Here is a 24,621-nt window from a genome sequence, read left to right as displayed (position 1 = left end):
CAATTAAACCAATTCTGTCTCAAGGGCGCTGATCCGGGACAGGTTCGACTGCATGCACGGAGCTCTGAGTCATCGCGCCGCCGCGGCAGTATAAGCGGATTCGATGAGTATTTTAGTGTACTCAGCCGACGGCTTGCTGAATATTGTGTCTGTCGCTCCCTCCTCCACGATCTTTCCATTTCTCATGACGATGACGTAATCCGAAATGGCCTTGATGACGGACAGGTCGTGGCTGATGAAGATGTAGGAAAGGCCGTGGGCTTTCTGAAGATCACGTAGCAGATCAATGACCTGGCCCTGAACGGACCGGTCCAGCGCTGACGTGGGTTCGTCAAGAATGATGACCTCGGGTTTAAGAATGATGGCGCGGGCGATGGCGATGCGTTGGCGTTGTCCCCCGGAAAATTCGTGGGGGTATCGGTTGCGGGCGGCGGGATCAAGGCCCACTTCCTTCAGAGCCTCGATTGCGCGTCTGTCCCGTTCCGCACGGTTGAGGTCATGGTCGTGGACGAAGAGCCCCTCGGTGATGATCTCGCCTACCGTCTGTCGCGGCGAAAGCGAACCATAAGGATCCTGGAACACCAACTGGAGATGTCGCCGTAGCGGCCGCATCGCCTTTCGATCCAGCCCGGTGATTTCCTGTTTTCCGAAGAAGATCCGGCCATCGGCCTGGATCAGGCGCAGGAGCGCCCGACCGAGCGTGGACTTTCCTGACCCGGATTCCCCAACAATGCCGATTGTCTGCCCCTGGTGGAGGTTGACGTTCACGTCGTCCACTGCCCGGAACTTGCTCGATTTCGACAGGAAGCCGCCCGGAATCGTGTAGTCGATCGTCACGTTCTGACCGGAAAGCACGATCGGAGCCTCTTGACTGACTGCGGACTTATTCCCACGGGGTTCGGCATCGAGAAGCATCCGGGTGTAATCGGCCTTAGGGCGCTCGAAGATGTCCTCCGTTGACCCGGCTTCCACGATTTCCCCCCGACGCATGACCGACACGCGATCGGCAAAGTGGCGGACGACGCCGAGATCATGCGTAATCAAGACGATTGCCATCCCGAAACGCTGCTGCAGCGATTTCAAAAGATCCAGGATCTGGGCCTGGATCGTGACGTCAAGCGCTGTGGTCGGCTCATCTGCAATCAGGATGTCCGGCTCGTTCGCGAGCGCCATGGCGATCATGACGCGCTGGCGCTGACCACCGGAAAGTTCGTGCGGATAGCTGTCTATCCGCCGCTCGGGTTCTGGAATTCCCACCAGCTTCAGCAGTTCGAGAACGCGCGCCCGCGCCTCTTTTTTACTGCCGCCCCTGTGGTGAATAATCGGCTCGGCAATCTGTGCTCCGATCCGGTAGAGAGGATCGAGCGAGGTCATCGGCTCCTGAAAGATCATGGTGATTTTCGCGCCGCGGATTTTGTTCAGCTCGCCGACAGGCAGTCCAAGCAGTTCCCTCCCGCGATATTTCGCCGAGCCGGTGATCGCGCCATTGGAGGCAAGCAATCCCATGATGCCCATCATGGTCTGGCTTTTGCCCGAACCGGACTCGCCGACGACAGCAAGCGTTTCGCCCTGTTTGACGTCAAGATCGATGCCCTTGACGGCATGGACGGTTCCATCCGGTGTGGTGAAATCGACCTTCAGGTCACGAACGGTGAGGATGGTTTCAGTTGTCGTATTCATGTCAACGATCCTTGGGATCGAGTGCGTCACGCAACCCATCGCCAACAAAATTCAGCGAAAACAGGGTCAGCACGAAGAAGATCGCCGGGAATATCAGAAGCCAGGGGGCTGACTGGATATTGTTGGCCCCTTCGGAAATCAGCGCGCCCCAGCTTGTCAGCGGCGCCTGAACGCCGAGACCGAGGAAGGACAGGAAGCTTTCCAGAAGAATGACTTTGGGCACGACGACCGTTACGAACACGACCACCGGTCCGATCGTATTGGGGATGATATGACGGCGGATGATTTGCCAGTCGCTTAGTCCCAGAGCCTGCGCCGCACTGACAAATTCCCGCCGTTTCAGGGCAAGTGTCTGACCACGCACGATACGTGCCATATCCAGCCACTCCACCGCGCCGATGACAAGGAAGATCAGGATGAAGCTTCGGCCGAAAAAGACGACCAGAACCACCACCAGAAAAACGAAGGGCAGGGAATAGAGAATTTCGACGAAGCGCATCATCACATTGTCGACGCGCCCGCCGATATAGCCTGCTGTCGCACCGTAGACGACGCCGATCCCCAGCGAAACCAGACTGGCCAGCACTCCAACCGCGATCGAAATCTGTCCGCCCAGCATGACGCGTGCGAGCATGTCACGACCGTTCGAATCTGTGCCGAAGAAGAAGTATTCGCGGTTGACGCCCCCTTCGAGCTTCAGCGTGCGGCCGTCATCTTCGGTTGCAACCACCTTCGTATTTTCGAATTCGTTGGCGCGGTCGAAATAGCGTGTTGCGCGCGGATCGATTGCGCTGCTCGAGGTGATCGTCGCCGTGAAAGACTGGCCTTCAACGGCAAATTCCTTCAGCTCGACGCGGGCTCGGCTAGCGACACCTTCCATCACTCCCTGAAGGTTATTCACATCGGGACGTGGCTCGAGGCTGGGTGCCACCGAAACATAGGAGGAAAAGACCTGATCATACGTATGTGTCAGGAAATGAGGCCCGACAAACGAGAACAGAGCGATCAGGAGCAGCATGACGGAGCCCGCCATGGCAGCCTTGTTGCGTCTGAACCGCAGGGCAGCCAGCTGGAACAGGCTGCGGCTTTTGACCTGTTGCATATGGGCATTCGTGCCGGGGATATCAGTCATGTCTGACCCTCGGATCAAGCAGGCCGTAGAGGATATCGACCACGAGATTGAACAGGATGACGAAGATGGCAACGAGAACGACGGTTCCCATCACCAGCGTATAGTCACGGTTGATGGCGCCGAGAACGAAGTAGCGGCCGACGCCGGGAATGGTGAAGATGGTTTCGATAACCGCCGAACCCGTTAGCAGGGCGGCGGCACAGGGGGCGAGATAGGAAACAACCGGCAGCATCGCGGCGCGCATGGCGTGAAAAACAACCACGCTGCGTGCAGGAAGGCCATACGCTTTTGCCGTGCGGATATGGTCCATACGTAGCGCCTCGATCATCGCGCCGCGCGTCAGCCGTGCAATGACAGCAAGCTGCGGCAAGGCAAGCGCGATCATCGGAAGAATGAGGTAGCGTAGCGATCCGTCGCCCCAGCTGCCGGCCGGGAGAAGCCCGAGCAGCACGGCAAAGACGAGCGTGAGAACCGGAGCAACGACAAAATTCGGTACAGTCACGCCGACCGTCGAGATGGACATGATCGAGAAGTCGAAGGCGCTGTTTTGCCTGAGCGCCGCGAAGGTGCCGGCAAGCACACCGCCGACCAGCGCCAGCAACAGGGCGTAAGAACCCAGTTCGAGCGAATAGGGCAGCCCCTTGCCGATCAATTGCGCGACTGTGTTGTCCTTATAGATGTAGCTCGGGCCAAAATCGCCGGTGACGGCATTGCCGAGATAGATGAGATACTGGCGCCAGAGTGGCTCATCCAGATGGTAGGTTCTCATCAGGTTTTCCATGGTCTGCGGCGGCAGGGGTCTTTCAAGATTGAACGGACCGCCGGGCGCAAAACGCATCAGGAAAAAGGAAATCGTGACGACGATGAACAACGTCGGCACGGCGCTCGCCAAACGGCGCAGAATGAACGATATCATGTTTTTTCGGGCTCCGGCATGGCACGGTGGTGTCTGCCACCGTGCCAGTGCTGCTTATTCGGAAACGCTCAGGAAGCGGCTGAGGTGTTCGTTTGCAGCATTGTCCACCCAGCCCTTGACGCGGTTGGAAACCAGCCAGAGATCGGCCTGCGTCAGCAGCGGTGCCACCGGCTGTTCCTTCATGAGGATTGTTTCTGCCTCATGCAGCAGCTTGGAGCGCGCCGCCGGATCTTTTTCCTCATAGGACTTCTTCATCAACGCGTCATATTCGGCGTTGTTGAACTTCGAGTAGTTGAAGGTCTTGTTGGACGAGATGGAGAGCGCGAGAAAGTTTTCCGCATCCGCATAGTCGGCGACCCAGCCGGCACGTGCCACGTTGAACTTGCCGCCTTCCTGGAGGTACCCATAATGCGAGGCGACGTCGAGGTTCACGAGGGAAACCTTGGCGCCGAAGGTATTCTTCCACATATCGGCGATGGCGGTCGCAACGCGCTCGTGGTTCGGGTTGGTATTGTAACGGATTTCGATGGATAGGGGCTTGCCGCCTTCACCGTAACCGGCTTCCTTCATGAGGTTAAGGGCCTCGTCCTCGCGGTCGAGCTGCGACAGTGTCGCGAAGTCGGCCTTGGCGGGCTCTCCGTAGGAATCCATCCCCGGAGGAACCATCGAATACGCTGGCACCTGCGAGCCGCTGTAGATTTCCTTGGCGAGGAAGTCGCGATCGACAGCCATGGATAGCGCCCGGCGCACGCGGACGTCGTCATACGGTGCTTCGCGCGTATCGAAGGTGTAATAGTAGGTCGCAAGCGTCGGTGAAACGTGCACCTGATCGCCATAGGATTTCCGCAGACGGTCGATCTGGTCAGCGGAGAAATTGTAAGCGAGGTCCATTTCCTTCGCCTCGAAACGGCGAACGGAGGCTGCCTGGTCATCGACGGGGTAGAAGATCACCTTGTCGATCTTGGTATTGGCTGCATCCCAGAAGTTGGTGTTCTTCACCACCGTCAGGCTGTCGTTCGGCACATGGGCCTCAAGCTTGTAGGCCCCGTTTGACACCATCACGCCCGGCTTCACGAAATTCGTGCCGTTCTTTTCAAAGCTCGCCTTGGAAATGGGCAGAGCCGTTTGATGGGCGAGCAATTCAAGGAAGAACGGCGTCGGCCGCTCAAGCGTGATCTCCAGGGTTTTGTCATCCACCGCCTTCACGCCGAGCTGGTCAACGGGCGTTTCGCCCTGGTTGATTTTTTCGGCGTTCTTGATCGGGTAGAGAATATTGGCGTATTTCGCTGCGGTCTTCGGGTCTTCGACGCGCCTATAAGAAAAGACAAAATCTTCCGCCGTCACGGGCGTGCCATCCGACCACTTCGCATCGGCGCGCAGTTTGAACGTGTAAACGGTACCATCGTCAGACAGCGTCCAGCTTTCGGCCGTGCCCGGAACGATCTTGCCGGTCGCGTCATAGATGGTCAGACCTTCATAGAGATCCTTGACAATAAAGGCCTCGATGTTGATGGACGTCTGTGCCTGATCGAGCGTCTGTGGTTCGCCGGCATTGCCGCGGTGTAGCACCGTTTCGGCGAACGCAGAGCTTGTGCCAAGAAGAAGCGTTCCCACCAGAAGTGCGGTCCGAGTCTTGGTTGTTATCGACATTCTTTCTTTCCCCGTGACTATTGAGCCGACAAATATGGCCAAATCGCCAGGAAGCGCAACCGAGACGAAATCATCAGGTAAAATTGCCATTCCAGAGCCAGGGGTTGCGAGAACCGGATGCAGCAGTTGTTCGCCCAATGACTGAAAAACGGTAGAGGTCATGCGGAATTCCGCAACATATTTTGCAAATGTGCGGAATTCCGCTCGCGCGCGGATCTGCTAACTTGCAAGTCCTGGTATCTCACCCGACATAATTTACTGGCCGCTCGAAGCTATGCTCCAACTGACCTGATGTGATGGACGGCCTCCGCTCCGGCATCGCATTGCGGACAAGATGTGGAGTGTCGAACTCACGTCAGGAGATACATCCATCGAGAAGGCTAGGATAATTGGCTTGGACATCGCCTAACGGTAGCGTAAACTCAACGGTCGCGAAGCCAAACCATGGCGCGGGCAGAGTTCATCGGTCATGCTCGGGCAATTTTAGCCCACAGGCTTATCGCCTGCGAACGCAATTCGCGATGATGGCTGGAGTGGATGTCGTGATGGGGGATGTGGAAAATGGTTGGCAATCTGTTCGTGGATGGAGACAAACACTACTTTGGCAGAATGCATTTTGGCGGTCTGAAGCGGATTCTGCAGTGCGGACATCGTTCTGGGGCTGACGCTGCCAGGAGGGTGTTTATGACCGCGCGTCGGATGGCTGGCAGTGTCGGTTTAGGCGGGCCGTGCCTCTTGGTTTTTTTCCCGCTTGGCCTGGTGTAGGCGCTGATGTTGCAGGAAGGCATAGGCGATCATTGTCATCAGCGCGTGTCGATGCAGACCTTGCCATGATCGGCCTTCGAAGTGATCGAGGCCGAGTTCTTCTTTCATTTGTTGATGCGCCTGCTCGCAGACCCATCGGGCTTTGATGGCAGCTGCCAGCTGCTTTAACGTTGCTTCGGCCGGCAGATTGGAGAGATAGTATTTGCGCTCGCCGTTCGAGCGCCATTCGCCCACCAGCCACGCCTCTTCGCCCGGCATATGCTGCTGTCCCTTGTCGAGGATACGTTGCGGACTACCATCAGCGATCCGAATGCGGAGCGCAGCAAAGCGCGCTGTCAGGCGACCTTTCGTGCCGCGACGCCAACTGACCTTCTTCCAGGAGGATGCTTCCAGGATCGTTTCGGCTGCCATCGACAGGGTGTCGGGGATCGAATTCTTGCGCGGTCTGCCATGACCGGAAACCGGAAAAATCAGGGCGACATCATGGGTGTAGACCTTTTGATGTTTGGGAATACCGACAGCCCATGTGAGGCCGCGTGCACTGAGCCCCTGGCGAAACGCGGCCGATAAACCATAGCCGGCATCGGCGAGCACGGTGCCAAACCGCACCCCCGCCGCGATCAGCCTGTCGATCTCGTCGAGCGAGATCGTCGGCTTGGTGCGGGATATACGCATCTCCTCGGGGACGCCAGCCTTCACCATCCGATCCTGGTTACTGGTCCAGCTTTCCGGCAAGAACAGTCGCAAACCAACCGGAACGGGAACCTCATCGCGTGCCAGCGTCAGCGATACCAACGTCTGGCAATTGGCGCGTTTGCCCAGCATCGAAGCATATTGCGGAGCGACCCCGACCGAATGATCACCCTTCTTCGGCAGACCCGTATCGTCGACCACCAGAAAGGCGTCTGAAGCTCCGACTATTCTGTCCGCCTGCACAGCCAGTTCAGTCTCAAGCGGACTGGCGTCCCAAATCCCATCCGAGATGAAATGATGCAGACGGTCGTAATGATCGGGCGCAAGGCGTTCCGCCATCGGTTCGATACTCTTGCGATCACCCGGTCCGATCAGGCCTGAAACATATACCGGGCACATCTGCCGCCGCTTCTTGTGACCAAGCTTCTCAACGAACGGCTTCAGCCAATCCGCCAGTGCAATATTCTGCTCCACCATCCACCGCACCCCTTTTTGAGGGGCCAAAGATGGCCGATTATCGTTAACCGTCAGTTAATCTGCCAAAGTAGTGCAAAGCGTTGTAAATGTCGCGGTGACTTGTAGCGCTTCATGATCCGCTCTCGCCCCCGGACTGGTTGGTGAGAATTCTCCGCCCGGTTGTTCAACCCTTTATTGGAGCGATGCTCAACGCCGGGCATGATCTGGTGCTTTGCGGCGTCTTAAGATCGAAGCTTATCGGTGATCATCACCCGAGGCGCTCGGCCCTGGCCCTTCAAAAGCTTGCGCATCAGGCGCTTGGCTGCCTCGGCATTTCGGCGGCTTTGCACAAGAACCTCCAGGGCGAACCCGTCTTGATCCACAGCGCGCCACAGCCAACGCTTCTCTCCTTCGATCGTAATCACGGCTTCATCGAGGTGCCATTTATCGCCGAGCCGACCGGAGGAGCGGCCGCAGATCTCATTGACGAAAGTTCGCCCAAATTTCTCCGCCCACAGCCGAACCGTCTGATGAGAGATAATGATCCCTCTAGCCGCCAGCAAGTCCTCGACTATCCGCAGGCTGAGAGGAAACCGGAAATACAGCCAAACGGCGTGAGCAATGATTTTAGCGGGAAAGCGATGGCGGCGACAGAGGGGATCACGGGATGTCATAGGCCGTCATCGCACATCGAGTTCCAGCTCTTAGTTAAATGACAATGCCCATCGGATGGATGTTTTAGGCGTCACGTGGTTGTAGTGGTTTTCACGGCCAGGGCACGGTTCAGAATTGGGATGCATGCAAGATATACCGCCGCGCCAATAAGCCATACGGCACCCGTATGAAGATCGCGCAGAAGCATATAGACGGTTCCAAAAACCGGTGGCCCCACTATGGCCGCCAACGCCATGGCACTGGAGAGTACGCCTTGTAGAAGGCCCTGTTGCTCTTCTGCGACTTGCCGGGACATCATAGACAGCAGCGCTGGTTCTCCAACGCCGCCCAGACAGAATAGCGGTATCAGGAGTACCGCTATCCAGCTCTCAAATGCGAGTGCCAGAAGAGCGCATGCGCTGGCATCACAGAGAACAGCAAAGAGTACCGTGCGAAACTCGCCTATGCGAACGCCGATCGGTCCCGTCGCAAAAGCTTGCACTGCTGCGTGGAACAGGCCTAAGCCTGCGAGCGAGAGACCGATTTGAGCAGAATGCCAGCCGTATCGATCCTGGCCATGCAAAACCCAGACAGTGGCGCCAATTTCTCCGACAAGCGCCACGATCAAATAGACCGCCAAAAATGGAACCATGGATCGCTGCCTCAATGCCCAGCTGAAGGCAGCAAAAGGTCCGGGCAAGCTATCCGAATTCCCAACGGATGCTTCTGCGCGGCGGCTTTCGGGTAACCAGCCTACGACGAGAATAAAGTTAAGCGCGTTAAGTATCGCGGCGAAAATGAAAGGGCTTTGCAGGGAATGTTCGCCGATCATGCCGCCCGCAGCAGGGCCCATTACAAACCCCAACCCAAATGCAGACGCTAGGTAACCGAAACGTCGTGTGCGCTGGGCAGTTGCCGTGACGTCGGCGATATAAGCGTTCGCAACCGCCATCACAGCCGATGTCATGCCGGAAATTGCTCTGGCGAGGAACAGGACTGGCAGCGTTGGTGCAAACGCCATCAAAAGGTAGTCCAGTGTCCCTCCTGCCAAAGATATGAGTAGGACGCGGCGCCGGCCATACCGGTCACTTAGTGTACCTAACACAGGGGCGCAGACGACCTGCATGAAAGCGAAAACAGCGAGGAAAAGCCCATGCAGAATAGGCGCGTTCTGATGACCAAGTCGCTCAAATAGAAGTGGTACCACTGGCAGCGCCAGTCCTATCCCGGTTCCGCTCAAGGCGACGGTAAACCACAATATCGCTATTGACTTCGAACGCATTACCACGTCCCCTATCGGTGATAGATAAATTTATCTATCACCGATAGGGAGGGCTCGCAATGGAGAGGACGCTGGAGAAGGCGACGATAATACGTGCCGCTTTCGAGCTGTTGTCGGATCAGGGCCTAGATTCATTCTCAACCAGGAAGGTCGCGGCAAAGCTGGGCGTGCAGCAACCCTCGCTTTACTGGCATTTCCGAAACAAGAGCTCACTGTTGTCAGCCATGGTTGAGGATATGCTGGACCGAGGAGGAGCGCATTCTACGCCCCGACCCGATGAGCCTTGGCCCGATTTCATGTTGCGCTCGGCGCATGCTTTCCGAAATGCACTCTTGCAATGTCGAGATGGCGCGCGCCTTTTCGCCGGGACGAAAATTATTCCCGGTCGGCTCGACGCTTTCGAGAACCAACTACAGTATCTGATTACCGGTGGCCTCAATGTGAAGGCTGCAACTCAGCTTACCATCTCAGTCGGTCATTTCGTCGTAGGCTGTGTCATGGCGCAACAGGCCAGCGAGTCCACTCATTCAAAGGAGTCTGGATACGCTCCCGATTTGGGAGAACACGACCTTCTCAAGAATGCACTCGAAAACCACGCCGGTGCTGACGAGGTCTTTGAATTCGGTATTTCGGCGCTGATCGCTGGTTGCGGGAGTTCCAACGTCAATAGAAAACCGGTTGAGGGCCGCAGCACCTCCAACTTCGCCGATCAGCAAACTTCGATAGTAGAGCGTTGATAATAAATGGGTTTCTGGTAACTGTGACTCTCGGGATGATGGTCGAGTGCGCTTCAAGCTACTGCTTTTGAGCGACGTGAAATTGACGTCTTCGGCAAGATCAGAGCGCGGCGCCTTCTCGCTTCTTCATGCATGTTGACGGGCGTGGCTGCGAGAACGCGTGTAACCAAAGACGTGAGAAAACGTGCCGGCGACAGATCATCTGGTGTCCGCTCTTCCAGGATCGATACCTTCGGCAGGGCCTTGACGATTGCCTCGACAGTGCTGGCCGGAAGATGCGTGATTTCGCCCTCGGCGGGATCTTCGATTGGCTGAGGTCCGGGTCCCAATATACGTTCGGTCGGTTCTTGCTTGTCGGCCACCGGTAGTGCCGAATTCCGACGTGAATAGATGGCGATGTTGCCGCTCGACCCACCCGGCACGTTCGGAGCATGGTCGGGTTAATTCCAACGGGTGCAAGGATGGCAGCATGGCATTTCAATACGATGATTGGGATCAATCTGGCGAAGAACGCTTTTCAGGTTCATGGACCTTTTCTTTCCGGAGAGGTCAAGTTCCGGCGGAAGCTATCCCGGCAGCATTTTCGCAGATTTATGGCGGACAAGGCGCTTCGATAGTCGTTGTCCCGGCACTCTCTTATCCTCCAGAATTGCCCGCCCCAATCGGATAGGGCGGGCTAGGATGATCGCTCAGAAGTCCATTCCGGCGCCGGCCGGCAGTGCCGGAGCGGCTTCCTTCTTGGGCTTCTCTGCAATCATTGCTTCGGTCGTGACCAGCAGACCTGCTACAGAGGCTGCATCCTGCAGGGCAGTGCGAACCACCTTTGCCGGATCGATGACCCCTTGGGCGTAAAGATCACCATATTCGCCCGTTTGGGCGTTCCAACCAAACGAAAGATCAGTCTTTTCCCGGAGTTTGCCGACGACAATCGAACCTTCGGCGCCGGCATTTTCAGCAATCTGTCGCACAGGCGCCTCGATTGCCCGGCGAACGATCTCAATACCTACGCGCTGATCGTCATTGGCAGTCGGCAGACCATCCAACGCTTTGACTGCACGGAGCAAGGCTACGCCACCACCGGGCAGGATACCCTCTTCGACGGCTGCGCGGGTTGCATGAAGGGCGTCATCGACGCGATCCTTCTTCTCTTTCACCTCGACTTCGGTCGAGCCGCCGACGCGAATGACGGCAACACCGCCTGCGAGCTTGGCAAGACGCTCCTGCAGCTTTTCGCGGTCGTAGTCGGATGTCGTCTCCTCGATCTGAGCACGGATCTGAGCCACGCGGCCGTCAATCTCGGCCTTGGAGCCGACGCCATCGATGATGGTCGTGTTTTCCTTCTCGATCGCGACCTTCTTGGCGCGGCCGAGCATGTTCAACGTGACGTTCTCAAGCTTGATGCCGACGTCTTCGGAGATGACGGTGCCCCCCGTCAGGATAGCGATGTCTTCCAGCATCGCCTTGCGGCGATCACCGAAGCCAGGTGCTTTCACTGCGGCGATCTTCAGGCCGCCACGCAGCTTGTTGACGACGAGCGTTGCGAGTGCTTCACCCTCGACGTCCTCGGCGATGATGAGGAGCGGCTTGCCAGACTTCACGACGGCTTCCAACACCGGTAGCAAAGACTGGAGATTGGAGAGCTTCTTCTCATGGATCAGGATATAAGGGTCTTCGAGCTCTACCCGCATCTTGTCCTGGTTGGTCACGAAGTAGGGCGAGAGATAACCGCGGTCGAACTGCATGCCCTCGACGACTTCTAGCTCTGTCTCGGCAGTTTTTGCTTCCTCGACGGTGATAACACCTTCATTGCCGACCTTTTCCATCGCTTCAGCGAGGTACTTGCCAATTTCTTCGTCGCCATTGGCCGAGATCGTTCCAACCTGTGCGATTTCCGAATTGCTGGTAATTTTGCGGGCGTTCGCTTGCAGCTCTTTAACGACTGCCTCTACGGCAATATCGATGCCGCGCTTCAGGTCCATCGGGTTCATGCCCGACGCAACCGCCTTGGCACCTTCCTTGACAATCGCCTGGGCAAGAACAGTGGCGGTTGTTGTGCCGTCGCCGGCGAGATCATTGGTTTTCGATGCCACTTCGCGCAGCATCTGCGCGCCCATGTTCTCGAACTTGTCTTCCAGTTCGATTTCCTTGGCGACCGAAACGCCGTCCTTTGTGATACGCGGCGCGCCGAACGACTTGTCGATGACGACGTTGCGGCCCTTCGGGCCGAGCGTTACTTTGACGGCGTTGGCAAGAACATCGACCCCACGCAGCATGCGTTCACGGGCATCGGTGTTGAATTTGACTTCTTTTGCAGCCATTTGTTCACTCCTTCAATAGGCAGCTTTTTTGACTGGTGGCGGCGGTGCGTGACTAGGCAGCCTGCCTCTGCTCGGCCTGGGCTTCGATAATGCCCAGAACGTCGCTTTCCTTCATGATCAACAGATCCTCGCCGTTGATCTTGATTTCGGTGCCTGACCATTTGCCGAACAGGATGCGGTCGCCAGCCTTGACGTCCAGCGCCTGGATCTGGCCCGCCTCGTTGCGTGCACCAGGACCGACGGCAACAACTTCGCCTTCCTGCGGCTTTTCCTTGGCAGTGTCAGGGATGATGATACCGCCTTTGGTCTTTTCTTCGGATTCGACCCGGCGGACGAGAATGCGATCATGAAGCGGTCGGAACGACATGTTTCCCTCCGTTGAGCAAAAATAATGACGTTGAAGACCCAGGCCGGACCGGATGACCAGTCCGGGCGGGTGCGAACCTCACTTGAGCGTCCGCGGGCAAAATCTATTTTCGAGATTTTTCGATTTCAAGAGGGCGCATGCAAAAAATTAGCACTCGGGTACGGTTGATGCTAACATGCTGTAAAGGAACAGAAAATTGATATCTTGCGTTTGAAAACATGTTGATGGCGGCAAAGTTTTGCATCACCATCATCGCGTCACGAAACGGAGATGAAGCATGCAATTCTCATCGGATCTGGAACGGCAATTGAGCGGCTACGGCTTGACCACCGCGCATATCCTTTATCGCATCCCGGACTTTGAATCCGTTCTCCAGACCTACGTCTGGCAGGACTACGATCTGGCTCCCGATTTTCCCGAGATGCACAGGTTCCTTGACTTCTGGAAGTCGACCCTCGATGGCCCTCTGCACTCTGTCCGCTACAGCCATCAGCGCCTGATCGGGCCCAACGAATGGCGGCGTGTCGATGGTGAGTTCAAGCTGCACTAGGCTTGAATCAGACATGTCCACTTCCTAGCTCGTCCGGCGATCGGGGCTTGATGAGCCCGGTCGCTTTCCCACGTCTGTATGGAGTGAGACCAAATGGAAGAAAACATTAAAATCATCAGGGACGCTAGCATCACCGAGAGGGAAGAGATCATCGTTGATTTTGCGCGGTGGCTTGAGACCGCCTCGCAGGAGGCCCTTGTCTACGGTGAGGGTCGTTTTGCATTGATGTCTGCGAATATGGCGGAAGCCATCCGCATAAATGCCGATGAACTGGCACGCGACACTCCCGAAACCACCGAGCGGGTATTGCAACAAGCTTGCGAGATGATCTCGCAGTTCAAGGCGGCTTATCCGCATCGTGTTCTCAGCCGATCGGTACATTGAAAGCCGGACGGTGCGAATTCGGTAAATTTTTTCCGCAGTAGATCTTGAATCGGAAAATCGCCAAAACCAAATCGGTTGCCGCCAGCCGCTTAAGACAGGGTTGGCATTGCCGGGAGCGTCGCTTTTGGCACTCCCGTACCCATGTTGCTTCAAGGAGGATATGGCTATGGCAACATCTTACGACTACGCACCACTCTACCGCTCGAGCGTTGGTTTCGACCGGATCTTCAATCTTCTGGAGAACGCCCAGCGCACCCGGTCGTCCAACGACTGGCCGCCCTATGACATCGTCAAGACAGGGGACGACTCATATCGGATCTCGATTGCGGTGGCGGGTTTTGGCCAGGACGATCTCGACATCAGTTTCCAATCCAACCTGCTGACGGTCGCCGGCAAGAAGCAGGAGGCACCCTCGGATGGCTACCTGCATCGCGGCATCGCTGGTCGCCCGTTCGAACACCGTTTCGAACTCGCCGACCATGTCCGTGTGAACGGAGCGGGTTTGAATAACGGTCTCCTGTCGATCGAGCTTGTCCGCGAGATTCCCGAGGCGTTGAAGCCGCGGAAGATTTCGATTGAGAGTACGCCCGCGCTGACGTCGGCGGCTCCGGCGCAGATCGAAGCACAGAAGGCAGCTTGATCTCTAAGTTTGTCCACTAAGTCCAAGGGCGCCATTGCGATGGCGCCCGTCAACATTCGGGGTTGGGAAGGAGAGAGATATGAAACCCGATATGTTCAGAAAACCTGTCACCATTCTTGTCGGCTTGGGCTTGCCTGCGGAAATCCGCTCCGTAATGGATGCCTATCGACACCTGGTCGAGTGGCCGGTTTCACTCAGAGACACCGCGCATTCGGTTGCTGTTAAAGCCTGTCAGGCGGCACTTCGCGGCGAGATTGAAGCAGAAACGGCGCGTGGAATGTTCACAGCATTTGCAGAAAAACATGAGCTTCTTGCCCCTGAAACATCTGCGGTTGTGGCTTATCGGCTGTGTCGCGATAGGGATCCACACGTGGGGTGATGCAGCTCAAGAGGTTGACTGGTTGGCGCGACGCCTCACGGGGGCGTCGTCAACTTAGCAGAATGTGGACGTTGATGTGCGAACGACGGTTCATGACAGACCGTGACCCACTCTACCGCCGCCATCGCTTTTCCGCTGAGATCATCGCCCATGCGGTTTGGCTCTATTTCCGTTTTCCTCTCACCCTGCAAATGGTTGAGGACTTGCTGGCTGCCCGTGGGATCACTGTCTCGTACCAAACAGTCAGGCTGTGGGCGGAGAAATTCGGTCGCGCCTTCGCCAACAAGATCCGACGCTGGTTCTCGTTCAAAGCCGCCAAAAGCGAAACGCCTGATGCGCAAGCTGTTGACAGGACAAGGTCGCTCACCGCGTGTGATGATCACTGACAAGCTGGTATCCTACGACGCAGCAAAGCGAGAGATCATGCCGGTGTGGAGCACCTTTCGCATAAAGGCTTGAATAATCGGGCAGAGAATTCTCGCCAACCTGTCCGGCGGCGAGAGCGGATCATGAAGCGCTTCAAGTCACAGCGACATCTACAACACTTCGTCTCTATCCATGATCCAATTGCCAACCTATTCCACATTTCCGCCATTACATCTCCTCCGCCCATCATCGCCAATTGCCTTCGCAGGCGATGGACCTGTGGGCGCAAATCGCTCGGGTACAAGCGGTATAAAGCGGCCGGCGTCATCCTGCTGCTTCTGGGCCGATTAACTTTACGATGCCGTTTTTAGGGTGGCTTACTCATCGACCACGAGGTGCGCTCCGCGATGAATTCCGCGAACGGTTTGACGTTCATGTGGACGCTCGCCTGTTCAAGGCCGCCCAAATAAGTTGACCGATCCTCAACCCTGACCACTGTCCATGGAAAACCACCCGAGGCGAACATCGCGTTCATCAGGAAGCGCGCCATCCGTCCGTTAACGTCAGGATAGGGATGAACATAGCCTATCAACCAGTGGTCAAGGACTGCCCTAACCGCTGGTTCGCCTTCCTTCTCCAGTAGATCGAACAGGGTCTCCATTCCATGGGAACCGCTTCGGAACGCGGTGGTACATGCCATGATCCGCAAAGATATACAGGGTGGTTTCGATAGCCCACGATTGCGCTGGGTTTCAGGATACCTGCGGCGACCGAGGGACCGAGCAGTTCGCGGTACCAATCCCTATGTTGCTTGCGGATAACGGCTCCTGCCGGTGCACCGCGGAGAATCTCATCGTTTTCAAGATATCGTCGGCGAACTCGCCTTTTCCTGTGCGCCGGAAATGCCCCGGCCAGACGGCCTGCCACGACCGAATGCCATCCGTCGAGTAATCGACCGAGGACACCCGACACATCGCGCATGGATTTCCGAACGATCTGAGCTTCGATAGGTGATCTTTGGAAAAGCGAACTCACAATGCCGCGTCTCGTAAGGCAATGCCTGCGTCATTTCGCGTTTTTGGTGCCGCGATTCATCGCGGCATTCATGTTGACCTAAGCAGCCTGCATCAAGGTGCGAAAGTGAGATGGTGGTGATTGGATTCTTACGACGATGGATCGAACATCGGCGAGCTATCCGCCGCCGTTCGCTGGCCGATGCCAGGCGGCTTGCCGCAACGGATCCGGTTGGTGCCTATTACCTGTGTTTCGGCATGGAATATTGACCCCTCTGGCGGGGTATCGGCGTCCAATTGGCCGCCGATACGGGGTTCGGAGACGCTATGACCGATGCGACGCAGCGCCCCGACTATCCAGCCCTGCTAGATTTTCCCGTTGCGCAGGTGAGTTCCAATCCGCCCGCAACGGTGATCGCCGAGAAGTTCCAGGCGATGGTGGCCCTTGGTGTTCTCAACGGGCGCATGAAAGACTATTACGACCTGTGGGCGATACCGCGCGCCGTCGGAGCCACCAGGATATCAGTCAGAACCGCCATTTCCACCCTCATCTATGCGCCGACCTACTACCGTCGACACCCAATTTTGAGAACGCTTCGTGCGAGGCTCTCGTCAGCTCGACGAGGAAATCCTGCACGATATGTACACGTGAGGGCGTGTGACGTTTGTCGATCCGCACGGCGTAGAGCGGGACTTCACCGCTACGCCAATCGCGTAAAACCTCGGTCACGACACGTTGCTTCCAGTCGTCTATGCCGACCCACGCTGGTGCATAGCCTACCCCAACTCCAGACCGGATCATGTCCCAAGCCGCTTCTGGATCATCGAAAACATGTCGCGCCTTAGGCTGGTGACGAATCGTTTTTCCGTCCAGCGGGCTACGGAAACGCCAGCTTTCGACCTGCCCATTTGCCCGATTACGCAAACCAATAAGATCGTGGCTGGAGAGATCGGAGGGAGTGACCGGCCGTCCATGAGCGCTGATGTAGTCGGGCGTCGCACACACGATCCACGGAAACGTACAGAGTTGGCGAACGAAGTGACCGGGCAGCCCTGACACGTCTCCGCCTCCGATAGCGATGTCGATCCCGCGCACTGCCATATTGAGGAAATCGGCGCTGAATTCGATCTCTACCGAAATGCTTGGGTTCGCACGGAGAAAATCCGGCAGGCGGGGCAGAATGCATCTCTTGGCAAATGAAGGCGGTGCGCTGATACGGACACGCCCCGCAGCTCCTTGATGGCCAACTTCACCGATGGCGTCGCGGGCTTCTTCCAGATCGCTCAGGAGCTTGATGCCGATAGCCAGTAGACGGTCCCCTTCGGGCGTCGTCGACAGAGAGTGCGTCGTCCTGTTGAGAAGTCTTACCCCGTGCGCCTGTTCCAGCCGACTGACCGCTTTGGACATCGCGGAGGTAGAGCTGTTCGCCCGCCTTGCTGCTTCCGAAAACGACCCGGCTTCGACGATGCGGGTAAACCAGAGGAGCTGGAGTAGATCGGACGACAAGGGCGGTATTGACATGCAGTCAACACTACCATGGCGGCATTCCGGGTTCAACCCGATCCCGATCGCGGCGATAAGTGGCCATCGAAGGCAATCGGACGGCATCGATGTACACCGATCATCCTTCGCCCCTGCGTCAGCTGAGAGCTGCCAGGCCACCTTACCGGAGAAATCGAAATGGCTAAGACATGGTTTATCACTGGCACCTCTTCCGGCTTCGGCCGCGCTCTGGTTGAGCAGCTCCTCGCCCGGGGCGACCGGGTCGTCGGTACTGTACGCAAGATCGCAGCGATGGATGACCTCAAGGCGCGCTACGGTGACCAGCTTTCGGTGGCAAGTCTGGACGTCACCGATATCAATGGGATCCGCAACGTTGTTCGTTCCGCATTCGAGGAGGTCGGACACATCGACGTGGTCGTAAACAATGCGGGATACGGCTTGTCGGGCGCTGCGGAGGAATTGACGGACGACCAGATTCGCCTCCAGATCGACACCAACCTGATCGGTTCCATCCAGGTCATTCGTGCTGTCATCCCTCATCTGCGTCAGCAGGGTGGCGGTCGCATTCTCCAGCTCGCATCCATGGGTGGCCAAATCGCCATACCCAACCTCAGCGTCTACCATGCGACAAAGTGGGCGGTCGAAGGCTTCATGGAATCCGTTGCGCAGGAAGTCGCCCCGTTCGGCATCGAAGTCACGATCGTCGAGCCGGGTCTGGCACGGACGAACTTCATGGGGGGCAGCATGGTGTCTGGACAGCCGATGGAAATTTACGACAGGACCCCGGTCGGAGACTTCCGCCGCGCCGTCGAGCAAGGTCTGGTCCCGAACAATGGCGATCCGGTCAAGATGGCGAACGCCATGATTGACTCCGTCTACGCGAACCCCGCCCCCCTCCGTCTGGCTCTGGGAAGCGATGCTTTCTCCGCCATTCGCGGTGTACTTGTCAGCCGCCTCGCCGCGCTCGACGCTCAAAAGGCGATAGCCCTCTCAACCGACGTTGAAGAGGTGGGGTTGTTGCAGAACGTCGCCTGAGCAACGAGCACCGACGATATCTTATTCATCCCACGGCGCTGGTTTGGCACCGTGCGCCACGATGTCTCTAATGATTTAACAGACATGGAAAAAGAGGAAGACAATGGTTGCGTTTTCACCCACTGCGTTCGCCGAGTTCTTGGCCGCCAAAGATGACAGGGAAGTCATCATGTTGAACCTTCTGAGATTCGATCCCGATGGTGGCCGGGAGAGGCATCTTGAATATCTGAAAATGGCTGAACCGATCCTGGCTCGCTTTGGAGCGAAGATTTTGTTTCGTGGTAACGGTCTGCCCGTCCTCACGGAGGGCGAAACGCGTATGTGGGATTCGGTATTGCTCGTGCAGTATCCGGGGAGAGCTGCGTTTAAAGCGATGGTTGACGATGCAGAGTATCAGCGCGCGTTCCAGGTCGGTATCTCGGCACTCGCAGATATTGTCCTGCAGCCGCTGACCAGGGCTGACGATCTGATCTGATCTTGTCGCAACGCCTTTACGGCGATCTTCGGGCGGCGGGAAGGTCTACTCCTGTCGCCCGTAGTAACATCGGCAATATGCGACGACCGATCTGAACCGATGGCCCCCATTTCGCTGAAGCGCCAATTGCGGTCATGACTGGCGCCGCTTACTTCGTTGCGAGTGCCGTTTCAGCGATTTGCGCCAGCGTCGTTGCCGCGTAAGCTTTTTCCAATTCAGCTTCCGCGACCCTATGAGCATGTTCGAGAACGGCATTCGAAGCGCGTTCGACTGGACAATTGGGATGGTCCCGGGATAGGGGGGCAGGTAGCATTTGCCCTTCGATCAAAGCGCGCTGCACATCCAGGACCGTGATCCGATCGAGCGGGCGGGTTAGCGTCCATCCGCCCCCACGTCCACCTTCCGACTCGACGATTCCGTGGTTGCGCAGGCTTCCAAGAGTGCGGCGCACGACAACCGGATTTGTGTTTAGCATTTGCGCAATCCGCTCAGACGTTTCTCGGCCTCCGAGCAGCCCCATGTGAACGAGCACGTGCAGCATCCTCGCGAGACGACCATCACTTTTCATTGGCAATCTTTCTGCAACATATTTTGTTACGGTATCTTGACCTCGCTCACTTATGTGTAACATATGCGGTTACGATAAAGGATGCAAATCGTATGCTTCGCCGAACCGTTATGGCCGCGGCAGCGCAATTCGTTGTCCACGGTTCCGCCAGACAGGCGTTTAGTCAGGAGGCTCCTATGAAAGACACTGTCATTTCCACAGCCACAATCCGCATGAGCATCATCGAGGCTGGGCAAGGTCCGCTCATCTTGCTCTGCCACGGCTTTCCCGAAACCAAATATGCCTGGCGTCACCAGATCGAGGCCCTCGCGCGCGTCGGCTACCGCGCCGTTGCGCCCGACATGAGAGGATATGGAAAGACGGAATCTCCGGAACGCCCGGACCAGTACACCGCTTTCCACGCGGTAGGCGACCTCGTCGCGCTACTGGATGCTCTCGGCGAACGGCAGGCGGTCGTGGTGGGCCATGACTGGGGTGCGACAATCGCGTGGCAGGCCGCGCTGATGCGGCCCGACAGGTTCCGTGCCGTTGTCGCTTTGAGCGTGCCGATGATGGGCCAGCCACCTGTACCTCCTTCACAAATTTTCCCTCAGGATGAAAGGAGCCTATTCTATACCCTCTACTTTCAAGACCCGAATGACGCCGAGGCCGAGTTTGGACGGGATGTCGCACTGACGCTGCGCAAGCTGATCTTCGCGGCCAGCGGCGAAGCCGGGCCCCGTTTGCCCGGTGACAGCACCCCCAATCCGTTTGGCATGGTCTCCCGATCCACGGGTCTGTTGAAGAGCCTTCCGGAACCCCCTGCGCTGCCGGACTGGTTGCCCGCCCTCGACTTCGACCGCTTGGTCAAGGACTTCGAGGCATCAGGCTTCCGAGGTGGCTTGAACTACTACCGTAACCTCGATCGAAACTGGGAATTGCAGCATCTAGCCGCTGGCCTGCCGATCACAATTCCAGCGCTGTTCATGATTGGCGAAAGGGACACGGGTCTCAACATTCCGGGAATGGATCAGATCATCGCGGCAATGCCGACGCTTGTTCCCGATCTGCGAGGATCACACGTCATCCCAGACGCCGGCCACTGGCTTCAGCAAGAACGGCCAACCGAGGTCTCGGGGTTGATCCTGAGGTTTTTGGAAAGCGTCTAGGCGGCTTGGTTGCTGCTTTGCAATGGTGCCATTAGGTCCACCTAGGCCGATGGCCGTCATGGAGCAAAAGCGCCGGTATCCACTCATTCTGTATATCGTCGGTCCAGCGAGCCTCGACGAGACCGTCGAAAGCGCACTGAACCAGAATGTTGCGGAGGTGGAAGGGGTAGTGGACGCAGGCATCGTAGACCGCGACGGGCGGATTAGAGGCCATAGGTCTCGATCAGGTCCTCTGTGTCCTCGGCAAGTGCTTCCATTGCCGTCTGTCGAGCTTCGACTTCAACGCGAGCACATCCTTAAGAAGGGCGCGGCGGTGTTTGCCGACATAGCGGAATGGCAGATCGCCCCGGTCCATACGTAAGGCGACGAGCGGGCTGGAGATGCCGAGAATGGCTGAAACTTGGCTCGGGCTCGGTTCCTGGTCCTCGGCCAGCACTGCAACGCGCTCTCCGCGCAGCATGGGCGCCGGAAGGGCTTCAAAAGCCGCGGCGGCGTGTCCGTCATCGAATGATTTGAAACTTTTTGGGCTTTGGAAGAATGGAGTTTCCGGCTCGGTTTGCGTTCTGATTTAAGCCGCTTTGGCCTGGTGGTTCAAGCGGCGCTGTCTGATTTTGTCTTCCGCAGAATGGCGCTTGCGCGTCGCGCGGCGGATGTCCTTGGCGGTGTTCTCCATCGCCGATGTCTGCGGCCCGGTTTTCTGTCTCAAGGGCGCTGATCCGGTACAGGAGTCCACAATCGTTCCAGACTTGGCGAAGACATTGGTCGCCAGAAAAGGCGCAACGGAGATGGCTGCAAGGGCCACGTAAGAAGGGAGCGGCGGCTGACATAGGGTGTGTGGCGGTGTTCATGTCGAAGTTCCTTGTTGCCTGAGACGATGGCCAGACAGTGCCTGCCGCCGCATTCGATAATCGGCATAGCGCGCAACGGATTATTTCGCTTGGCGTAAGAGTTCCGCCAACTCCCCGTCATGCCGAAGCGCCTTCATCTGTGAATTCCGGAAGCATGATGCCTGTACGCCGCACACTGTTGCATCTGGCGTAATGGTCCAGTGCCAAACATGAGTATTCAGCCGCCCGATCGCTCAATGCATCCTGTGTCTACGGATCGGGAACGAACCCGGCCTTCAATCAGGAGCGAACACATGAAACTCTATCACCATCCGCTGTCAGGTCACGCGCACCGCGCCCGACTCTTCCTTTCGCTGATCGGGATGCCCCACGAGCTAGTCGAGGTCGATCTGAAAGCTGGCGCCCACAAACAACCCGACTTCCTTAAAATGAACCCTTTCGGGCAGATCCCGGTTCTGGCGGATGGCGAGGTCTTCATCTCCGATTCCAACGCGATCCTGGTCTACCTCGCCAAGAAGGCGGATGCGACTGAATGGCTTCCTGAAGATGCAAAAGGAGCGGCAGACATCCAGCGCTGGCTCTCGGTTGCAGCCGGCGAGGTTGCTTATGGACCGGCAGCTGCGCGTCTGGTGACAGTGTTCGGCGCCAAATTCAATCCGGAAGAGGTCATTGGCCGTGCACACACCATCCTTGGCCGAATCGAGAGTCATCTGCAGGGACGTGAATGGCTGGTGGCAAATCGCCCGACGATCGCCGACGTTGCGATCTACAGTTATATCGCGCGCGCCCCGGAGGGCAATGTCGACCTGGGCGCCTATCCCTCCGTCAACGCTTTGCTGGCTCGCGTCGAAGCCCTCCCGGGATTTGTGGATTTTGTCAAAACGCCGGCTGGCCTTGCCGCCTGAGCCTCTACAGGGGCGTGCGACACCTTGCACGCTCGTCGCCTCTATTCCTGGAGAAAGCAGATGTCCTTGAAGCTTGCGAAGTTGCCAACATGGCATGAAGGCGAGACCTTTATTCAGGAAAAGCTTGGCGTAAAGGAACGCATGGCCTCCGTCGGCAAGCGTGTCGTTCGCGATTTCATGCCGGACCAGCACCGGGACTTCTACGCCCAACTCCCCTTCATCGTTCTTGGAAGCGTCGATCAGGCCGGAGACGCCTGGGCGACATTCGTCGACGGTGAGCCGGGGTTCATGTCGTCGCCTTCACCCGTCGTGCTGGACATTGCTGCGCACCGCGATCCGAGCGACCCGGCCAGTGAAGGACTGGCGGACGGCTTGCCGATCGGTCTCCTCGGCATTGAAATGCACACCCGTCGCCGCAACCGAATGAATGGTTTTGTCTCGACAATCGAAGGTGGTTTTCGCATCGATGTCGACCAGAGTTTTGGAAATTGCCCGCGCTATATTCAACTGCGCGACTTTAGGTTCGAACGCCAACCGGGAACACTGTTCCAGGGCGAGGTAGAGGAACTGCCTACGCTTGACGACACGGCACGCGCTGTCATTCGGCAAGCCGACGCTTTCTTCGTAGCGTCCTATGTGGATCGCGAGGACCGGCGTCAGGTGGATGTTTCCCACCGCGGCGGCAATGCCGGATTCGTTCGCATCGGCGACGATGGCGTTCTGACGATCCCGGATTTCGACGGCAATCTCTTCTTCGCAACCCTCGGCAACATCCTGCTGAACGGAAAGGCAGGACTTCTGTTCGTGGATTTCACCACCGGCGACATGCTGCAGATGACGGGGAAAGCCGAAATCATTTTCGATTCGCCCGAGATCGCCGCTTTCCAGGGGGCAGAGCGGTTCTGGACATTCAAGCCGACGCGCATTGTTCGGCGCCGTAATGCGCTGGCTCTGAGGTGGGCTTTTCAGAAGGACGGCTGGTCCCCGAGCTCGTTGATGACGGGCAGCTGGAGCGAAGCCGCCGACCGTCTCCGCGCCGCAGAGTTTGCTGAAAGCTGGCGGCCAATGACCGTCACCGCGATCGTCGATGAAAGCGCGACGATCAAGTCTTTCCACTTCCAGCCCGGCGATGGCGCAGGGCTGCTCCCTCACAACGCCGGTCAACATCTCCCTATCCGCATAAAGCTACCCGGTGTGGAAAAGGCGGTTATTCGCACCTATACCCTTTCGGTCGCGCCGTCCGACGGTCTCTACCGCATCAGCGTCAAGCGAGACGGTCAGGTATCACAGTTCCTGCATGATACCATTGCCGTCGGCGACGTCATCGAGGCGCGCGCGCCGGCCGGCGACTTCAGCATCGACGCCCGCTCGACACGCCCGGCGGTGCTTCTTGCGGGGGGTGTCGGCATTACGCCGATGCTCGCGATGCTCCGTCATGTCGTCTATGAAGGGCTCCGCAAGCAGCGCGTCCGCCCGGTGACGCTATTCCATGCGTCCCGCTCCAAGGCCGATAGGCCGTTCGATCAGGAGATCTGGGATCTGGTCGGTGCAGCCAAGAGCGCTGTGCGGTTGGTCAGGGTCCTCAGTGACACCACGAATGCCGAAGAGGGCAGGGATTTCGATGCCGCAGGGCGGATCGATATGGCGATGCTGACGCGGTTCCTTCCCTTCAACGACTATGATTTCTATCTCTGCGGGCCTCCCCAGTTCACACAAGGCCTCTATGACGGGTTGAGGGCTCTCAATATTGCTGACGATCGCATTCAGGCTGAAGCCTTCGGTCCGTCGTCGCTGGTCCGCACGCGGCACGCCACACCAGCCCCGATGTCTCCCGCCACGCAGCCGTCCGAAAAACCTGTGCCCGTCATATTCACGAACTCCCTGAAAGAAGCTCGGTGGAAGCCTGGTTCCGGCACTCTCCTGGAACTTGCCGAAGCGCGTGGTCTCGACCCCGAATTCAGCTGCCGGGAAGGAAACTGCGGCACGTGCCGGACGAAGCTCGTCAAGGGCGCCGTTGCATACGTGAAGCAGCCCACAGCGAAGATCAACGCCGATGAAGTGCTCCTGTGCTGCGCTGTTCCTGCTGAGCAGGAAGGCAGCCTGCAGCTCGCTGTCTGAGAGCTCGATTGCTGCGCCCGGCGTAACAGTCCTTTGTT

23 protein-coding genes and 5 pseudogenes are annotated in these 24,621 nt (G+C 57.5%); 13 read left to right on the top strand and 15 right to left on the bottom strand.

Going from position 1 to position 24,621, the window contains the following annotated elements; genetic code table 11:
- Nucleotides 1-69 precede the first annotated feature (69 nt).
- From AGR1_RS25265 to AGR1_RS25230, 8 genes and pseudogenes are all read right to left on the bottom strand, one after another.
- On the bottom strand, nucleotides 70-1,680 hold the full coding sequence (locus AGR1_RS25265) for an ABC transporter ATP-binding protein (protein ID WP_187772289.1): 1,611 nt from the start codon (nucleotides 1,678-1,680) through the stop codon (nucleotides 70-72).
- Between the two features lies 1 nt (nucleotide 1,681).
- Nucleotides 1,682-2,812, bottom strand: coding sequence for an ABC transporter permease subunit (locus AGR1_RS25260; RefSeq protein ID WP_149148737.1), 1,131 nt, complete (start codon nucleotides 2,810-2,812; stop codon nucleotides 1,682-1,684).
- Nucleotides 2,805-3,728: an oligopeptide ABC transporter permease OppB gene (gene oppB / locus AGR1_RS25255; RefSeq protein ID WP_149148736.1), complete on the bottom strand. Its 924-nt coding sequence runs from the start codon at nucleotides 3,726-3,728 to the stop codon at nucleotides 2,805-2,807. Before oppB ends, AGR1_RS25260 begins: the two co-directional genes overlap by 8 nt.
- A 54-nt stretch (nucleotides 3,729-3,782) precedes the next feature.
- Nucleotides 3,783-5,378 (bottom strand): peptide ABC transporter substrate-binding protein, encoded by a 1,596-nt coding sequence (locus AGR1_RS25250; RefSeq protein WP_149148735.1) that lies wholly within the window; start codon nucleotides 5,376-5,378, stop codon nucleotides 3,783-3,785.
- Between the two features lie 467 nt (nucleotides 5,379-5,845).
- Nucleotides 5,846-5,972 (bottom strand): annotated as a pseudogene (locus tag AGR1_RS30015) (IS6 family transposase); the annotation flags it as partial.
- A 123-nt stretch (nucleotides 5,973-6,095) separates the two neighbouring features.
- Nucleotides 6,096-7,313 (bottom strand): IS701 family transposase, encoded by a 1,218-nt coding sequence (locus tag AGR1_RS25240; protein WP_149148734.1) that lies wholly within the window; start codon nucleotides 7,311-7,313, stop codon nucleotides 6,096-6,098.
- Between the two features lie 95 nt (nucleotides 7,314-7,408).
- Nucleotides 7,409-7,966: pseudogene (locus AGR1_RS25235) on the bottom strand (IS6 family transposase); the annotation flags it as partial.
- A 71-nt stretch (nucleotides 7,967-8,037) separates the two neighbouring features.
- A complete protein-coding gene (locus AGR1_RS25230) occupies nucleotides 8,038-9,228 on the bottom strand; it encodes a TCR/Tet family MFS transporter (RefSeq protein ID WP_149148733.1) in 1,191 nt (396 codons plus the stop codon).
- 59 nt (nucleotides 9,229-9,287) lie between these two features.
- Here AGR1_RS25230 and AGR1_RS25225 point away from each other — a divergent pair, with 59 nt between their 5' ends.
- Nucleotides 9,288-9,965 (top strand): TetR/AcrR family transcriptional regulator C-terminal domain-containing protein, encoded by a 678-nt coding sequence (locus AGR1_RS25225; RefSeq protein ID WP_149148732.1) that lies wholly within the window; start codon nucleotides 9,288-9,290, stop codon nucleotides 9,963-9,965.
- Between the two features lie 53 nt (nucleotides 9,966-10,018).
- On the opposite strand, the gene AGR1_RS25220 is transcribed toward AGR1_RS25225, so the two are convergent.
- Nucleotides 10,019-10,327: a hypothetical protein gene (locus tag AGR1_RS25220; RefSeq protein WP_246669740.1), complete on the bottom strand. Its 309-nt coding sequence runs from the start codon at nucleotides 10,325-10,327 to the stop codon at nucleotides 10,019-10,021.
- 107 nt (nucleotides 10,328-10,434) lie between these two features.
- Here AGR1_RS25220 and AGR1_RS29685 point away from each other — a divergent pair, with 107 nt between their 5' ends.
- Nucleotides 10,435-10,635 (top strand): hypothetical protein, encoded by a 201-nt coding sequence (locus AGR1_RS29685; protein ID WP_187772288.1) that lies wholly within the window; start codon nucleotides 10,435-10,437, stop codon nucleotides 10,633-10,635.
- 19 nt (nucleotides 10,636-10,654) lie between these two features.
- On the opposite strand, the gene groL is transcribed toward AGR1_RS29685, so the two are convergent.
- Both groL and groES read right to left on the bottom strand, forming a co-directional pair.
- Nucleotides 10,655-12,283 carry a chaperonin GroEL gene (gene groL / locus AGR1_RS25215; RefSeq protein WP_149148731.1) on the bottom strand — a complete coding sequence of 543 codons (1,629 nt, stop codon included), beginning with the start codon at nucleotides 12,281-12,283 and terminating at the stop codon, nucleotides 10,655-10,657.
- A 52-nt stretch (nucleotides 12,284-12,335) separates the two neighbouring features.
- Nucleotides 12,336-12,650 carry a co-chaperone GroES gene (gene groES, locus AGR1_RS25210; protein ID WP_149148730.1) on the bottom strand — a complete coding sequence of 105 codons (315 nt, stop codon included), beginning with the start codon at nucleotides 12,648-12,650 and terminating at the stop codon, nucleotides 12,336-12,338.
- Between the two features lie 277 nt (nucleotides 12,651-12,927).
- Between groES and AGR1_RS25205 the strand changes: the two genes are divergently transcribed.
- The 5 genes and pseudogenes from AGR1_RS25205 (at nucleotide 12,928) to AGR1_RS25185 (ending at nucleotide 15,282) form a co-directional block, all read left to right on the top strand.
- Nucleotides 12,928-13,200, top strand: a complete 273-nt coding sequence (locus AGR1_RS25205; protein ID WP_149148729.1) for an usg protein — start codon at nucleotides 12,928-12,930, stop codon at nucleotides 13,198-13,200.
- Between the two features lie 93 nt (nucleotides 13,201-13,293).
- On the top strand, nucleotides 13,294-13,584 hold the full coding sequence (locus AGR1_RS25200) for a hypothetical protein (RefSeq protein ID WP_149148728.1): 291 nt from the start codon (nucleotides 13,294-13,296) through the stop codon (nucleotides 13,582-13,584).
- A 166-nt stretch (nucleotides 13,585-13,750) separates the two neighbouring features.
- Nucleotides 13,751-14,224, top strand: a complete 474-nt coding sequence (locus tag AGR1_RS25195; RefSeq protein ID WP_149148727.1) for an Hsp20 family protein — start codon at nucleotides 13,751-13,753, stop codon at nucleotides 14,222-14,224.
- Nucleotides 14,225-14,303: 79 nt separating this feature from the next.
- Nucleotides 14,304-14,603 carry a DUF982 domain-containing protein gene (locus AGR1_RS25190; protein ID WP_149148726.1) on the top strand — a complete coding sequence of 100 codons (300 nt, stop codon included), beginning with the start codon at nucleotides 14,304-14,306 and terminating at the stop codon, nucleotides 14,601-14,603.
- 92 nt (nucleotides 14,604-14,695) lie between these two features.
- Nucleotides 14,696-15,282 (top strand): annotated as a pseudogene (locus AGR1_RS25185) (DDE-type integrase/transposase/recombinase).
- A 54-nt stretch (nucleotides 15,283-15,336) separates the two neighbouring features.
- On the opposite strand, the gene AGR1_RS30010 reads toward AGR1_RS25185, so the two are convergent.
- Complete coding sequence (locus AGR1_RS30010) at nucleotides 15,337-15,630, bottom strand: Fic family protein (protein ID WP_246669739.1); 294 nt, start codon at nucleotides 15,628-15,630, stop codon at nucleotides 15,337-15,339.
- A 649-nt stretch (nucleotides 15,631-16,279) separates the two neighbouring features.
- Here AGR1_RS30010 and AGR1_RS30135 point away from each other — a divergent pair.
- A pseudogene (locus AGR1_RS30135) lies at nucleotides 16,280-16,477 on the top strand (nucleotidyl transferase AbiEii/AbiGii toxin family protein); the annotation flags it as partial.
- A gap of 52 nt (nucleotides 16,478-16,529) precedes the next feature.
- Here the strand turns inward: AGR1_RS30135 and AGR1_RS25170 are convergent.
- Nucleotides 16,530-17,504 (bottom strand): LysR family transcriptional regulator, encoded by a 975-nt coding sequence (locus AGR1_RS25170; RefSeq protein ID WP_187772287.1) that lies wholly within the window; start codon nucleotides 17,502-17,504, stop codon nucleotides 16,530-16,532.
- Nucleotides 17,505-17,663: 159 nt separating this feature from the next.
- Between AGR1_RS25170 and AGR1_RS25165 the strand changes: the two genes are divergently transcribed.
- Entirely contained in the window at nucleotides 17,664-18,521 is an 858-nt protein-coding gene (locus tag AGR1_RS25165) for an SDR family oxidoreductase (RefSeq protein WP_149148724.1), read from the top strand.
- Between the two features lie 103 nt (nucleotides 18,522-18,624).
- On the top strand, nucleotides 18,625-18,996 hold the full coding sequence (locus tag AGR1_RS25160; protein ID WP_149148723.1) for a DUF1330 domain-containing protein: 372 nt from the start codon (nucleotides 18,625-18,627) through the stop codon (nucleotides 18,994-18,996).
- A gap of 148 nt (nucleotides 18,997-19,144) precedes the next feature.
- Here the strand turns inward: AGR1_RS25160 and AGR1_RS25155 are convergent, their stop codons facing one another.
- Entirely contained in the window at nucleotides 19,145-19,564 is a 420-nt protein-coding gene (locus AGR1_RS25155) for an Rrf2 family transcriptional regulator (RefSeq protein ID WP_149148722.1), read from the bottom strand.
- Nucleotides 19,565-19,740: 176 nt separating this feature from the next.
- On the opposite strand from AGR1_RS25155, the gene AGR1_RS25150 reads away from it, so the two are divergent.
- Nucleotides 19,741-20,712, top strand: coding sequence for an alpha/beta hydrolase (locus tag AGR1_RS25150; protein ID WP_246669738.1), 972 nt, complete (start codon nucleotides 19,741-19,743; stop codon nucleotides 20,710-20,712).
- Between the two features lie 203 nt (nucleotides 20,713-20,915).
- Here the strand turns inward: AGR1_RS25150 and AGR1_RS30005 are convergent.
- Nucleotides 20,916-21,190, bottom strand: a pseudogene (locus tag AGR1_RS30005) (DNA-binding protein); the annotation flags it as partial.
- Nucleotides 21,191-21,853: 663 nt separating this feature from the next.
- Between AGR1_RS30005 and AGR1_RS25135 the strand changes: the two are divergent.
- Together AGR1_RS25135 and AGR1_RS25130 are read left to right on the top strand one after the other, a co-directional pair.
- Complete coding sequence (locus AGR1_RS25135) at nucleotides 21,854-22,465, top strand: glutathione S-transferase (RefSeq protein WP_149148720.1); 612 nt, start codon at nucleotides 21,854-21,856, stop codon at nucleotides 22,463-22,465.
- Between the two features lie 60 nt (nucleotides 22,466-22,525).
- On the top strand, nucleotides 22,526-24,583 hold the full coding sequence (locus tag AGR1_RS25130; RefSeq protein ID WP_149148719.1) for a pyridoxamine 5'-phosphate oxidase family protein: 2,058 nt from the start codon (nucleotides 22,526-22,528) through the stop codon (nucleotides 24,581-24,583).
- Nucleotides 24,584-24,621 lie beyond the last annotated feature (38 nt).

Origin of the sequence: Agrobacterium sp. B1(2019), assembly GCF_008274755.1 — a bacterium.
GTDB lineage: Bacteria > Pseudomonadota > Alphaproteobacteria > Rhizobiales > Rhizobiaceae > Agrobacterium > Agrobacterium salinitolerans.
This window is presented reverse-complemented; position numbering and strand designations above follow the sequence as displayed.